The organism is Azorhizobium sp. AG788 (assembly GCF_004364705.1).
GTDB classification, from domain to species: domain Bacteria; phylum Pseudomonadota; class Alphaproteobacteria; order Rhizobiales; family Xanthobacteraceae; genus Azorhizobium; species Azorhizobium caulinodans.
Genome location: NZ_SOBM01000002.1, coordinates 214,416 through 227,056, shown reverse-complemented (window position 1 = coordinate 227,056; position 12,641 = coordinate 214,416). Strand labels below are relative to the sequence as shown.

At 66.3% G+C, this 12,641-nt stretch carries 12 protein-coding genes; 1 reads left to right on the top strand and 11 read right to left on the bottom strand.

Annotation, left to right across the window (positions count from 1 at the left end):
• Positions 1-24 precede the first annotated feature (24 nt).
• From DFO45_RS05040 to leuC, 4 genes are all read right to left on the bottom strand, one after another.
• Positions 25-1,248: an ABC transporter substrate-binding protein gene (locus tag DFO45_RS05040; protein ID WP_133864028.1), complete on the bottom strand. Its 1,224-nt coding sequence runs from the start codon at positions 1,246-1,248 to the stop codon at positions 25-27.
• Complete coding sequence (locus DFO45_RS05035; RefSeq protein ID WP_133864027.1) at positions 1,245-2,099, bottom strand: GntR family transcriptional regulator; 855 nt, start codon at positions 2,097-2,099, stop codon at positions 1,245-1,247. The genes DFO45_RS05040 and DFO45_RS05035 overlap by 4 nt, the downstream gene beginning before the upstream one ends.
• 96 nt (positions 2,100-2,195) lie before the next feature.
• Positions 2,196-2,810 carry a 3-isopropylmalate dehydratase small subunit gene (gene leuD / locus DFO45_RS05030; protein WP_133864026.1) on the bottom strand — a complete coding sequence of 205 codons (615 nt, stop codon included), beginning with the start codon at positions 2,808-2,810 and terminating at the stop codon, positions 2,196-2,198.
• Positions 2,810-4,225 (bottom strand): 3-isopropylmalate dehydratase large subunit, encoded by a 1,416-nt coding sequence (gene leuC, locus DFO45_RS05025; RefSeq protein WP_133864025.1) that lies wholly within the window; start codon positions 4,223-4,225, stop codon positions 2,810-2,812. The genes leuD and leuC overlap by 1 nt, the downstream gene beginning before the upstream one ends.
• A 136-nt stretch (positions 4,226-4,361) precedes the next feature.
• Between leuC and DFO45_RS05020 the strand changes: the two genes are divergently transcribed.
• Positions 4,362-5,750, top strand: a complete 1,389-nt coding sequence (locus tag DFO45_RS05020; RefSeq protein WP_133864410.1) for an FAD-dependent oxidoreductase — start codon at positions 4,362-4,364, stop codon at positions 5,748-5,750.
• Between the two features lie 24 nt (positions 5,751-5,774).
• Here the strand turns inward: DFO45_RS05020 and DFO45_RS05015 are convergent, their stop codons facing one another.
• The 7 genes from DFO45_RS05015 to cyoA all read right to left on the bottom strand — a co-directional run bounded on the left by DFO45_RS05015 (position 5,775) and on the right by cyoA (position 12,572).
• Complete coding sequence (locus tag DFO45_RS05015) at positions 5,775-6,314, bottom strand: response regulator transcription factor (RefSeq protein ID WP_043879217.1); 540 nt, start codon at positions 6,312-6,314, stop codon at positions 5,775-5,777.
• Positions 6,271-7,584, bottom strand: coding sequence for an ATP-binding protein (locus tag DFO45_RS05010; protein WP_133864024.1), 1,314 nt, complete (start codon positions 7,582-7,584; stop codon positions 6,271-6,273). The genes DFO45_RS05015 and DFO45_RS05010 overlap by 44 nt, the downstream gene beginning before the upstream one ends.
• Positions 7,585-7,596: 12 nt before the next feature.
• Positions 7,597-8,274 (bottom strand): SURF1 family protein, encoded by a 678-nt coding sequence (locus DFO45_RS05005; RefSeq protein ID WP_133864409.1) that lies wholly within the window; start codon positions 8,272-8,274, stop codon positions 7,597-7,599.
• 89 nt (positions 8,275-8,363) lie between these two features.
• A complete protein-coding gene (gene cyoD / locus DFO45_RS05000; protein ID WP_012170628.1) occupies positions 8,364-8,762 on the bottom strand; it encodes a cytochrome o ubiquinol oxidase subunit IV in 399 nt (132 codons plus the stop codon).
• On the bottom strand, positions 8,759-9,385 hold the full coding sequence (cyoC, locus tag DFO45_RS04995; RefSeq protein ID WP_012170627.1) for a cytochrome o ubiquinol oxidase subunit III: 627 nt from the start codon (positions 9,383-9,385) through the stop codon (positions 8,759-8,761). The genes cyoD and cyoC overlap by 4 nt, the downstream gene beginning before the upstream one ends.
• Positions 9,382-11,394, bottom strand: a complete 2,013-nt coding sequence (gene cyoB, locus DFO45_RS04990; protein ID WP_012170626.1) for a cytochrome o ubiquinol oxidase subunit I — start codon at positions 11,392-11,394, stop codon at positions 9,382-9,384. Before cyoB ends, cyoC begins: the two co-directional genes overlap by 4 nt.
• Before the next feature lie 11 nt (positions 11,395-11,405).
• Entirely contained in the window at positions 11,406-12,572 is a 1,167-nt protein-coding gene (cyoA, locus tag DFO45_RS04985) for a ubiquinol oxidase subunit II (protein WP_133864023.1), read from the bottom strand.
• Between the last annotated feature and the right edge of the window lie 69 nt (positions 12,573-12,641).

Genomic DNA, 12,641 nt, shown 5'->3' with positions numbered 1-12,641 from the left:
CGGATCGCTCCGGCGCCACGGGGATCAGGACCGGACCGGGAAGATGGCCTTGGCGTCGGAGAAGGCTTCCGGATAGACGACGCGGATGGCGCCGTTCTGCACCTGGAGCGAGACCGGAGCCGCGCCCTGGTTCTGACCGTCCACGAACTTAGTCGGGCCGTAGGGCATCACATGGTCTGCCCAGGTGGAGGCAGCGAGCGCGTCGATCACCTTGGCGCGGTCGGTGGAGCCGGCGCGCTCCAGCGCGTCCGCCAGCAGGCCGACGCAGGAATAGTTCATGGGCAGGTTGTAGTTCCAGCCCTTGCCGGCATCCGCCACCGCCTTCAGCAGCGCCTGGGCGCCTGCCTTGCGCGGGTCGTACCAGTGATTGCAGTCCATGATCTTGTCGGCGGCTTCCGGGAATTCCTTCACGAAGCGCATGTTGGAGGCCGCGCCGTTCAGCACGCCATAGACCGCCTTCGGCCGCACGCGCTGCTGCTGCATGGTGCGGGCGAGCAGCACCGTCTCGCCGTAGTAGGTGCTCGGCATCACGATGTCCGGGTTCAGCGAGCGCAGGCGCAGCACCACGTTGGACAGATCGCGCGAGGGGGTCGGCACCGGAATGGTGTCGAGGATCTCGAAGCCGAGCTTCGGCAGTTCCGCCTGCATCACCTTGGCGAGGCCACTGCCGAACAAGCCATCCTCGTGCACCAGCACGACGGTCTTGGCCGGCTTGCCGGCGGCCTCGTTGATGCGGGCGAGATTATCGAGGGCCGAGCGGGTACAGACGCCGAAGCCGGGGCCGAAGCGGAAGGTGTTCTTGAGGCCGCGCTGGACGATCTGGTCGGAGACGCCCACGTCCACGAGATAGGGCAGGTCATAGCGCGCAGCGGTCTGGCTGGCGGCAAGGCAGATGCCGCTGGCGAAGCCGCCGACCACGGCGACCACGCCCTCGCCCTGCATGCGCTCGACTTCCTGCGTGCCGGCTTCCGGGTTCGAGCGCGCATCGCCGAACACCATCTCCAGCTTGGCGCCGCCGAGCGACTTGATGCCGCCCGCCGCATTCACGGCGGCGATGGCGAATTCCGCGCCGGTGCGGCCGAACTCGCCGTCCATGGCGAGCGCTCCGGTGACCGGCTGGAGCACGCCCACCTTGATGGGCGCGGGCTCAGCACCGCGCACGATGGCGGGCATGGCGAGGGTCGCAAGCGCTGCCGTGCTGCCCTTCAGGACCGCACGACGGCCGAAAGGCGTCGTCCAGATGGTCATCTCGCAGTTCTCCTCTGAGGATCGGCCCTTTTCGGGCGTCTTTTCTGATTGGCCGGCGCTTTGGCTGCGGCCTTGGTTTCGAGACCGCGCGGAACGGCGACCGGCGCCCAGCGCCGCTCGCCCACATCGCCGGTGCGGACAAGATCGAGATGGAAGGAATAGCGGTCTGGCCGGTAGAGCGCCTGCAGGTGCTCGATGCCTCGCCCGGACGGCTCATAGACCACGCGCGTCATGGACAGCAGCGCCGCGCCGATCTCAAGGTCCAGCGCCTGCGCCACCTCGGGGCCGGCGAGCGCCGCGCCGATGGTCTGGCTCGCCCGTTCGGCGGCGAGGCCGGAGCGTTCCAGCAGTTCCAGCAGGGGCGTGGAGGCCAGATCCGCCTCCGAATAGGAAATGCCGATGCGCTCTGGAACGTGGGTGACAAGATAGGAGAAGGGCTGGCCATCGATGAGGCGCACGCGCACCGAGCGCTGAACCCGCTCGCCAGCTTCCAGCTTCAGCTCATCCGCCAGCGCGGGCGTGGGCGCGAGATAGCCGAAGGAGAGCAGCTTCACCCCGGTCCGACGGCCCATCTCAACGAGGTGCGTGAGCACGTTGGAGAAGTCCGCCACCATAGGCGCGGAAGCGGCGTTGCCACTGACGAAGGTGCCGGAGCCGGGCCGGCGCTCGATGAGGCCCTCGCGGGCCAGTTCGTCCAACGCCCGCCGCACGGTGACCCGGGACACGCCGTAGGTGGAGGCCAGCGCCGGCTCGCTGGGCAGACGGCTCTCCGGGCTCGCCTCGCCGCTGAGAATGCGGTCGCGCAAGAGCAAGTAGAGCCGGCGGGCCTTCAGCGGTTCGACGCTCGACATGGGCATCCTTGATCTGTCTTTAATATAAGACAGGTTTCTGTCTTAAGAGACCGCTCCACCTTGCTGCTGTCAAGCGCTGAGGTGGAGCTTTGCGCATCATTCCGGACGGCGCGGCGCCATCCATGGTCGCAGACCGGCATCGGCCGCCGTGAAGGCGGCGATTTCCGTCTGCCGGCTCAAGGTGAGGTCGATATCGTCCCAGCCGTTGAGCAGCTTGGTGCGCCAGACGGGGTCCACCTCGAAGGGGACGCTCAGATTACCGCAGACGATGGTGCAGGCCTCAAGGTCCACCACAACGCGATTGTGCGTGGCGAGGCCTGCCAGCAACGCCTCGCAATCAGCCTCCGAAACGCGCGCCGGCAGCAGGCCGTTGTTCACGGCATTGGAGGCGAAGATGTCGCCGAAACTGGGTGCCACCACGCAGCGAAAGCCGAAGTCCGCCAGCGCATAGACCGCCGCCTCACGGGACGAGCCGCTGCCGAAATTGCGCCGGGCCACCAGCACTTCCGCGCCCTGATAGAGCGGCTGGTTAAGGGGGAAGTCGGCAAGGGGCGCGCCCTCCCCCTCGAACCGCAGGTCATGCAGCAGATAGCCGCCATAGCCTTCCGCCCGCGAGCGCTTCATGAAGCGCGCGGGGATAAGCTGGTCGGTGTCAACGCCCGTGAGCGGGAGCGGGCAGCCGATGGATTCGAGCCGGATGAAGGGCTGCATCAGTTCCTCCCCTCAAGCAGCGGGCGCATGTCGGTGAGATGGCCAGTCACGGCCGCCGCAGCCACCATGGCGGGAGACATGAGGTGCGTGCGGGCGCCGGGCCCCTGCCGGCCCTTGAAATTGCGATTGGTGGTGGAGGCGCAGCGCTCACCGGCCGGCACGAGATCGCCATTCATGCCGACGCACATGGAGCAGCCGGCTTCCACCCATTCGAGGCCGGCGGCGCGGAAGATGGCGTCGAGCCCTTCTTCCTCTGCCTGCCGCTTCACCAGCGCGGAACCGGGCGACACGAGCCCCGGCACCTTGGCGGAACGCCCGGCCAGAACGGCGGCGGCGGCGCGCAGATCCTCGATCCGGCTGTTGGTGCAGGAGCCAATGAAGACGCGGTCCACCGCAATGTCGCTGAGCCGCTGGCCCGGCCGCAGGTCCATGTAGGAGACCGCGTCGCGGATGTGGGCGGCCTTCGCCGCGTCGTCCACCCGCTCGGGATCGGGCACGGTGGCGGTGATGGGCAGCGCATCCTCGGGGCTCGTACCCCAGGTGACGATGGGAGCGATGGCATCGCCACCCAGCACCACCTCGCGGTCGAATTCCGCATCGGTGTCGCTGGCGAGCGCCAGCCACACCTCCGCCGCCGCATCGAACAGCACGCCTTCAGGCGCATAGGGCCGGCCGCGCACATAATCGAGAGTCGTGGCGTCAGGAGCGATCATGCCGCAGCGCCCGCCGGCCTCGATGGAGAGATTGCAGAGCGTGAGCCGCCCTTCCATGGAGAGGCCGCGCACGACCGACCCTGCATATTCGATGGCGTGGCCCGCCGCGCCATCCGCACCGATGGCGGCGATGATGGAGAGCGCCACGTCCTTTGCGACGATGCCCGGCGCCAGCGTCCCCTCCACGCGGATGCGCAGGCGCTTCGGGCGGTTCTGCCAGAGGGTCTGCGTCATCAGCACATGGGCAACCTCGGAGGCACCGATGCCGAAGGCAAGCGCGCCGAACGCGCCATGGGTTGCCGTGTGGCTGTCGCCGCAGACGATGGAGAGGCCCGGCAGCGTCAGCCCCTGCTCCGGCCCCACCACATGCACAATGCCCTGCGCCGGATCATCCACATCGAACAGGCGCACCTTGTGGCGCAGCGTGTTGGCGCGCAGTTGCTCCATCATGCGGCGGATGGCGGGATCGATCAGGTCCAGCTGCCGCACGCGGGTGGGCACATAATGGTCCTCGACGCCAAAGGTGAGGTCCGGCCGCGCCAGCGAAGCGCCACGGCCAGCCACCTTGTCGAAGGCATGGAAAGAACCCTCGTGCAGGAAGTGACGGTCGATCCAGAGCAGGCTCTGGCCGTCCTCCCGCTGCACCACCACATGCGCGTCCCACACCTTGTCGAACAGGGTTCGCGCGGTCTTCGCCGCCATTGCGTCGCCTCCGGAAATGCTGTGCCAAAGGGTAGGCCCGTTCCGGCGCGAGAGGCAATACTTGTTTTATATCTAGTACAGCTTACTGTCCTGCGCCGAGACATAACCTGAGACGCGCGAGGCCGCCGTGAGCCCCATTGTCCGCCAGTCCGGAAAAACCTTCGGCTTCCATGTGCCCGTGGTCATCATCGGCGCCGGGGCAGCGGGCCTCGTGGCGGCACTGGCGGCGCAGGAGGCAGGGGCCGAGGTGCTGGTGCTGGAGCGCGATCCGGTGCCGCGCGGCTCGACGGCGCTGTCCGCCGGTCTCATCCCTGCCGCCGGCACACGCTGGCAGACGGAGGCGGGCATCGCCGATTCGGCCGCGCAGTTCGCCGCCGACATCATGGCCAAGGCCCATGGCGAGCCGGACGCTACCCTCGTGGCACGCATCGCGGCGGAAGCCGGCCCGGCCGTGGAGTGGCTGGCCGACACCCACGGCCTGCCCTTTTCGGTGATCTCCGACTTCAGCTATCCCGGCCACAGCGCCCGGCGGATGCACGGCCTGCCGTCGCGCTCCGGCGAGGAACTGGTGGACGCCCTGCGCGGCGCCGCCGAGGCTCGCGGCATCGAGATCCTCTGCGACGCCCGCGTCACGCGGCTTCATGCCGACGAAAATGACCGCCTGCTGGGCGTCACGCTGGAGCGGCCGGACGGCTCGACGGAGGAGGTTGCCCTCTGCCAGCTCGTGCTCGCCTGCAACGGCTATGGCGGCAATGCCGATCTGGTGCGCGCCCACATCCCGACGCTCGCCGACGCGCTCTATTTCGGCCACACGGGCAATCAGGGCGATGCCCTGCTGTGGGGCGAGGCGCTGGGCGCGGCCACCCGGCATCTGTCCGGCCATCAGGGCCACGGCTCGGTGGCGCATCCCGCCGGCATCCTCATCACCTGGGCCACCATCACGGAAGGCGGCGTGCAGGTGAATGCGGAAGGGCGGCGCTTCAGCAATGAGATGCATGGCTATTCCGAGCAGGCCGCCGAGGTGTTGCGACAGCCGAACCGGATGGCCTGGACAATCTTCGACGCCCGCATCGCCGGCATCGCCCGGCAATTCGAGGATTTCCGGCAGGCCGAGGCCATAGGCGCAATCGTTACGGCCGACACGCCGCAGGCGCTCGCCGCGCGCACCGGTCTGCCGGCGGAGGCGCTCATCTCGACCCTGTCCGACGTGGAGCGGCTGAAGTTGGACGGCGCCACCGATACCTTCGGCCGCGCCTTCCGTGCCGACCAGCAGCTCTCGGCGCCATTCCATGCGGTGCGTGTGACCGGCGCGCTGTTCCACACCCAGGGCGGCCTCGTGGTGGACGAGCACGCGCGTGTGCTGCGGCCCGACGGCACATCCCTGCCCAACCTCTACGCCGCGGGCGGGGCAGCATGCGGCGTCTCGGGTTCGCAGGCGTCCGGCTATCTGTCAGGGAATGGCCTGCTCACCGCCGTGGTGCTGGGACGCCTTGCCGGAGCGGCGGCGGGCGCCGCCGTCGCCTGACGGCTCCGCCGGGACAGGACGGCCTCAGGGAACCCGCTTCTTCTCGAGCTTGCGGGCGAGCGTGCGGCGATGCATGCCGAGACGGCGGGCGGTCTCGGAAATGTTGAAGTCGGTTTCCAGCAGCGTTTCGTGGATGCGTTCCCACTCCAGCGTTTTCAGCGACGTGGGACGGGCCGTGACCGCGATGGTCGGGTCGCCGCCCCCCTTGCCGAAGGCTGCCTCGATGTCATCCGTGTTCGCCGGCTTGGCGAGATAGTGGCAAGCGCCGAGCTTGATGGCCTCCACGGCGGTCGCGATGCTGGCAAAACCGGTGAGGACGACAATGCGCATGTCGCCGTCGCGGCCATGCAGTTCCTTCACGCACTCAAGGCCGGAACCGCCAGCGAGCTTCAGGTCCACTACCGCATAGGCCGGCGTCACTTCGGAGAGCACGGACTGCACGCCTTCGAGACTGCTGGTCAGCCGGACTTCGTAGCCGCGCCGTTCGAAGGAGCGGCGCAGGGCGCGCGCGAAGGACGCGTCATCCTCGACGATCAGCAGGCGGGGTGTGGTGGTCTCCGTCATCGACATCGGGTGAGAGAGCATGCAGCGGCAAATCCAGGATGACGGACGCTCCGTCAGCCTCGTTCTGCGCTGTTACGGTGCCTCCAAGCTTGCGGACCACATTGACCACGAGGAAGAGACCAAGTCCGCCACCCGGCCGCCCCTTAGTGGAGCCGTAGGGCTTGCCGAACTCGGCAAGGATGTCCGGGGCGAATCCCGGACCATGGTCGCGGACCTCGAGCACAATGGCGTCTGCGGCACGGGTGACGCTGACGGCGACCCACGCCGGAGAGGCTTCTAGCGCATTATCGAAGACGTTCAAAATCACCTGTTTCAGAGCGACGTCGGAGATGATGGGCAGATCCGGCGGCAGGTCGTTCACGAATTCGAGCGCAGCCGGCGAGCGGCTCTCCTGCCACTCGTCCACCAGTTCGTCGAAGAAGACGTCGGCCGTGGTGCGCAGCGTCCCCTCCCCGCGCGCCTGCCCCGACGACATCAGGATGCCAGAAACGATCATCTTGCAGCGCGCGACCTGCGCCTGCATCTCGTAGAGGTCCTCCATCAGTTCGGGGTCCTCCTCCACCGCCTCCATGTGCTGCCAGTCGTTGAGGATCACCGAGAGCGTCGCGAGCGGCGTTCCAAGTTCATGAGCCGCGCCCGAGGCGAGCAGGCCCATGCGGACGATGAGGTCCTCCTCCGCCGACTTGCGACGCAGTTCCGCCAGCCTCTGCTCCCGCTCATGGACGTTCGCGCTGATGCGGCTGATGAACTGCACCAGCAGGCTCGCCGCCAGCAGGAAGCAGACGAACATGCCCCCGATATGCAGGTTGAACAGCGTGGAATGGTCGTCGTGGGGCAGCGGCAGCGGGCGAAACTGACCGATCAGCCAGACGAAGCAGGCGCTGGTCAGCACCACCAGCACCCAGGCCGACCAGGGCTGGAGCAGCACCGCTCCCAGCCCCACCTGGAGCAGATAGAGCGAGATGAAAGGGTTTGTGGCGCCGCCGCTGAGATAGAGCTGGGCCGTCAGCGCCGCGACGTCGAGGATCAGTTCGCCGAGCAGCTCGACATTGGTGACCTCCGCCTCGCTGCGGTGGCGCCAGAGAGCCACGAGATTGAGGCCGACCAGCAGCAGCAGGACGGAGATCATCTCCTGGAGCGGCAGGCGGATGTGAAGCCAGACATCCACCACGAGGATGGTGAAGACCTGCCCCGCCACGGCCAGCCAGCGGAGCTGGATCAGCAGGAAGAGGTTCTTGTTCCCGCTGGTGTCTTGCTGGGCGACGGGCATGGCGGCGCGCTCCTATCGAACGCGGCGCCTCCACACCAGAACCGCCGCACCCAGAGCCATAGCGCAAAGGGAAAACCACGTCAGCGCATAGACCAGATGGCTGTTCGGGAAGCGCACCACGGTGAGGCCGCCGACGGGATAGGTGTTCGGCGCGCCCGCTTCGGCGTCGATGAAATAGGGCGCGACGTCGGACAGGCCGAAGGTCTTCGCCATCTCGGCCACGTCGCGGGAATACCAGCGACCGGCGGCAGGATCATTCGAGCGCAGGAAGCCGCCCTTGGGTTCGCTGATGCGCAGAAGGCCGGTGACACGGGTTTCCGCCTCGGTCAGCGCCGCGCCGCGGCTGGCGGGGTCCTTCTTCTCCGGCGGGACATAGCCCCGGTTCACGAGCACCACATAGCCCGCATCGGTCCGGAACGGCGCCATGACCCAGAACCCGCCGCCGAGCTCGGTCACGGCCAGCGACAGGGCTTCCCGGTCCGGAATGAAGCGGCCGGTCACAGTCACGTGGCGATATTCATCAGAGGCTGCTGTCACACCCGGCCAGGCGTTGGGGCCTGGTGGCGCCGAAGGGGCGGCATGGATGCGGGTCTCCACCCGCTGGATCAGATCGAGTTTCCAGGCCCGCCGATAGACCTGCCACGTGCCGAGCGAGAAGAAGACGACCGCAAGGACCAGCAGGAAACCGATGGCCCAAACAGCACGGACGGGGCTTTTGGCCCCGTCCGTCGGATTGTCGGTGCCGCTGGCAGAGCCCGCGGCCTCCGGCCGGTCCTCACTCACGGAGCGATCCGCATGTCGTGGGACGGCATCATGTTGGCGTTCAGATGGTACATGACCCACAGAGAGCCGCTCAGCGCGATCACCACCACAATGACGGTGAAGATGAGCGCCAGCATGCTCCAGCCGCCTTCGACCTTACCGGTCATGTGCAGGAAGTAAATCATGTGCACGACGATCTGCACCACGGCGAAGGCCATGATGACGATGGCCGTCAGCTGGTTGTTGCCGAGCGCATTCGTCATCACCAGCCAGAACGGGATGGCGGTGAGGATGACCGACAGGATGAAGCCGGTCATGTAGCTCTTGAAAGAACCGTGGCCGTGATCTTCGCCATGAGCGCCGTGCGCGTCATGGCCGTGGGCGGCGCCCGAGTGTGCGTGGCCGTTAGCGCTCATCGCAGCATTCCCATGAGATAGACGAAGGTGAAGACGCCGATCCAGATCACGTCCAGGAAGTGCCAGAACATGGACAGGCACATCAGGCGGCGACGGTTGGCGGTGATGAGGCCGAAGCGGCCGACCTGAACCATCATCGTCACCAGCCAGATGAGGCCGAAGGTGACGTGGACGCCGTGGGTGCCGACCAGCGTGAAGAAGGCCGACAGGAAGGCGCTGCGCTGCGGGCCGGCGCCTTCGTGGATCATGTGATGGAACTCGTAGAGTTCGATCGAGAGGAAGGCGAGACCGAACAGGGCGGTGATCGCCAGCCAGAGCTGGACCTGCGACTGGCGGCCCTTCTCCATCGCCAGCATGGCGAAGCCATAGGTGATGGAGGAGAACAGAAGCATGGCGGTATTCACCGCCACGAGCTTGAGGTCGAACAGATCCTTCGGTCCCGGACCCGCCGCGTAATTGCCGCCCAACACGCCGAACGTGGCGAACAGCATCGCGAAGATGAGGCAGTCGCTCATCAGGTAGATCCAGAAGCCGAGGGCCGTGCTGTGGCCCTCGGGGTGCGCGTGCTCGTCTACTTCGTAGAAGACGGGCGCGCCGGTCTGGGGGGTGGCGGCAGAGCTCATGCTTTCACCTGCGCAGCGATGAGGCGGGTCCGCTCATCCTCGGTCCGCGTCACCTCCTCGGCGGAGATGTAGAAGTCGCGGTGGTAGTTGAAGGTGTGGCCGATGGCGATGGCGAGGAGAGCGATGAAGCTCGCCGCAACCAGCCACCACATGTACCAGATGAGACCGAAGCCCATAGCCGTGCTGCAGGCGGCGAGGAGCACGCCGGCGCCGGTGTTCTGCGGCATGTGGATCGGCTTGAAGCCGGTGAGCGGACGCTCGTAGCCGCGCGCCTTCATGTCGTACCAGGCATCATGGTCGTGCACGACGGGGGTGAAGGCGAAGTTGTAGGCGGGCGGCGGAGAAGACGTCGCCCACTCCAGCGTGCGGGCGTTCCACGGGTCACCCGTGGTGTCCCGCAGCTTGTCGCGGCGCAGGATGCTGACGCCGAGCTGGATGAGGAAGCACAGGATGCCGAGCGCGATGAGCGCGGCACCGAAGGCAGCGACGACGAACCAGATCTGGAGGGACGGGTCCTCGAACACGCGCATGCGGCGGGTGACACCCATGAAGCCCAGCACGTAGAGCGGCATGAAGGCAAAGTAGAAGCCCACCACCCAGAACCAGAACGAGCACTTGCCCCAGAAGGGATCAAGCTTGAAGCCGAAGGCCTTCGGGAACCAGAAGGCGATGCCGGCGAAGATGCCGAACACCACGCCGCCGATGATGACGTTGTGGAAGTGGGCGATGAGGAACAGGCTGTTGTGCAGCACGAAGTCCGCCGGGGGCACGGCGAGCATCACGCCCGTCATGCCGCCGATGACGAAGGTGAGCATGAAAGCCACCGTGTACATCATCGGGACTTCAAAGCGGATGCGGCCGCGGTACATGGTGAAGAGCCAGTTGAACATCTTCGCTCCCGTGGGGATGGAGATGATCATGGTCGTGATCCCGAAGAACGAGTTCACGCTGGCGCCCGAGCCCATGGTGAAGAAGTGGTGCAGCCACACGAGGTAGGACAGGATGGTGATCGCCACCGTGGCGTAGACCATCGAGGTGTAGCCGAACAGGCGCTTGCCCGCGAAGGTCGAGGTGACCTCCGAGAAGATGCCGAACACCGGGAGAACCAGGATGTAGACCTCGGGGTGACCCCAGATCCAGATCAGGTTCACGTACAGCATCGGGCTGCCGCCGAAGTCGTTGGTGAAGAAGTTCGTGCCGACATAGCGGTCCAGCGACAGCAGCGCGAGGCAGGCAGTCAGGACCGGGAAGCTGGCGACAATCAGCACGTTGGTGCAGAGGGCGGTCCAGGTGAAGACCGGCATCTTCATCAGGCTCATGCCCGGGGCACGCATCTTGATGATGGTGCAGATCAGGTTGACGCCTGACAATGTTGTGCCGACACCTGCGACCTGTAGGCCCCAGATATAATAATCGACACCGACATCCGGACTGTATCCGATGCCCGAGAGCGGGGGATAGGCCAGCCAGCCGGTCTTGGCGAACTCGCCGATGAACAGCGAGGCCATGATCAGCACCGCGCCGCCCACCGTCATCCAGAAGCTGAAGTTGTTCAGGAAGGGGAAGGACACGTCGCGGGCGCCGATCTGCAGCGGCACCACAAAGTTCATGAAGCCCGTGACCAGCGGCATGGCCACGAAGAAGATCATGATCACGCCATGGGCCGTGAAGACCTGGTCGTAATGGTGCGCCGGCAGATAGCCCTCGGACCCGCCGAAGGCGATGGCCTGCTGGAGGCGCATCATGATGGCGTCGGCAAAACCGCGCAGCAGCATGATGATGCCGAGCACCATGTACATGATGCCGATCTTCTTGTGGTCCACGCTCGTGAACCACTCCTTCCAGAGATAGCCCCAGAGGCGGAAGTACGTCAGGGCACCGAGGACGGCGATGCCGCCCAGCGCCACGACGCAGAACGTCATGACGACGATCGGCTCATGCAGCGGGAGGCTCTCCAGCGTGAGCCGCCCGAAGATGGGATTTACGGGGGTTGAGATGGCTGCAGACATGACGCCTCGCGTCAGGAATTGGAAAGGGTGCGCAGGCTCGGCAGGGGAACCGCCGAGGGTGCGCTGATGGGGGTGAATACGGGAGCGGAGGGGCCGCCGATCACGCGGCGCTGGCCGACGGCCACCGGAGCGCGGTCGGAACCGGCCTGAGCGGAGAGATCCTCGGGCGAGCACACGCCAACCACGTAGGTGGCCTCGCCGCCGAGAACGGTGCCGCGGCGGGCATACTTGTCGTAGCTCGGGAGCACGGCGCGCGCGCTTTCGAGGCCCTGGCCGCCCTTGGCGTCGATGGCCATCATGTCGGCCATGCACATCTTGTTGGCCTCGACGCACATGTTGACGATGGCGTTGAAGAGCTTGGGATCGACGCTCGGATAGTAGCGGACCGGCACCTTCTCGCTCGGACGCTCCAGTTCGAGATAGGCCGCGCGGCTGAGTTCGCCGTCCTTGCCCGCCTTCACGCCGGCGACCCACTTGTCGAAGTCGTCGTGGGAGAGGCCCTTGAAGGCGAACTGCATGTAGGTGAAGCCGGCGCCGCTGTAATTGGCCGAGAAGCCGCGGAAGTTGCCGGGGGCATTGATGACGGCGTGCAGCTTCGTCTCCATGCCAGGCATCGTGTAGATCTGGCCGGCCAGCGCGGGGACGAAGAAGGAGTTCATCACCGAGGACGAGGTGAGGCTGAACGTCACCGGGCGATCAACCGGCGCAGCCATCTCGTTCACGGTGGCGATCCCGAATTCCGGGTAGATGAACAGCCACTTCCAGTCGAGCGCCACGACCTGGACCTCGAGCGGCTTGACGTTCGCCGGCAGCGGGCGGTCCGACGCGATGCGCGAGAGCGGACGGTAGGGATCGAGCAGATGGGTCGCCATCCAGGTGATGGCGCCGAGGCAGATGATGATGGCCAGCGGCGCCGACCAGATCACCAGCTCCAGCTTGGTCGAATGATGCCATTCCGGATCATATTTGGCCGCCGTGTTCGACTGCCGGTAGCGCCAGGCGAACAGCGCCGTCAGCACCATCACCGGAATGATGATGAGGAGCATCAGCCCGGTGGAGATCAGGATGAGGTCACGCTGCTGGACGGCGATATCGCCGGAGGGGTCCAGAACGACGAAGTTGCAGCCGCACAGGACCGCCAGAAGCGGCATGACGGCAAGGAGACGGAACCGGCTCACGGGAGCACCTGCCTAGAAAGATCGCATGGTGCCAGACCGGTTAGCTGCGGTGCAGCACAAGGGACATTG

Bases quoted from the DNA above. Each gene is read 5' to 3' on its own strand.
- DFO45_RS05010 (WP_133864024.1), bottom strand. From the start codon at position 7,584: ATGCCCGTCGCCCAGCAAGACACCAGCGGGAACAAGAACCTCTTCCTG.
- cyoB (WP_012170626.1), bottom strand. From the start codon at position 11,394: ATGTCTGCAGCCATCTCAACCCCCGTAAATCCCATCTTCGGGCGGCTC.
- cyoD (WP_012170628.1), bottom strand. From the start codon at position 8,762: ATGAGCGCTAACGGCCACGCACACTCGGGCGCCGCCCACGGCCATGAC.
- DFO45_RS05035 (WP_133864027.1), bottom strand. From the start codon at position 2,099: ATGTCGAGCGTCGAACCGCTGAAGGCCCGCCGGCTCTACTTGCTCTTG.
- DFO45_RS05015 (WP_043879217.1), bottom strand. From the start codon at position 6,314: ATGACGGAGACCACCACACCCCGCCTGCTGATCGTCGAGGATGACGCG.
- leuC (WP_133864025.1), bottom strand. From the start codon at position 4,225: ATGGCGGCGAAGACCGCGCGAACCCTGTTCGACAAGGTGTGGGACGCG.
- cyoC (WP_012170627.1), bottom strand. From the start codon at position 9,385: ATGAGCTCTGCCGCCACCCCCCAGACCGGCGCGCCCGTCTTCTACGAA.
- leuD (WP_133864026.1), bottom strand. From the start codon at position 2,810: ATGCAGCCCTTCATCCGGCTCGAATCCATCGGCTGCCCGCTCCCGCTC.
- DFO45_RS05040 (WP_133864028.1), bottom strand. From the start codon at position 1,248: ATGACCATCTGGACGACGCCTTTCGGCCGTCGTGCGGTCCTGAAGGGC.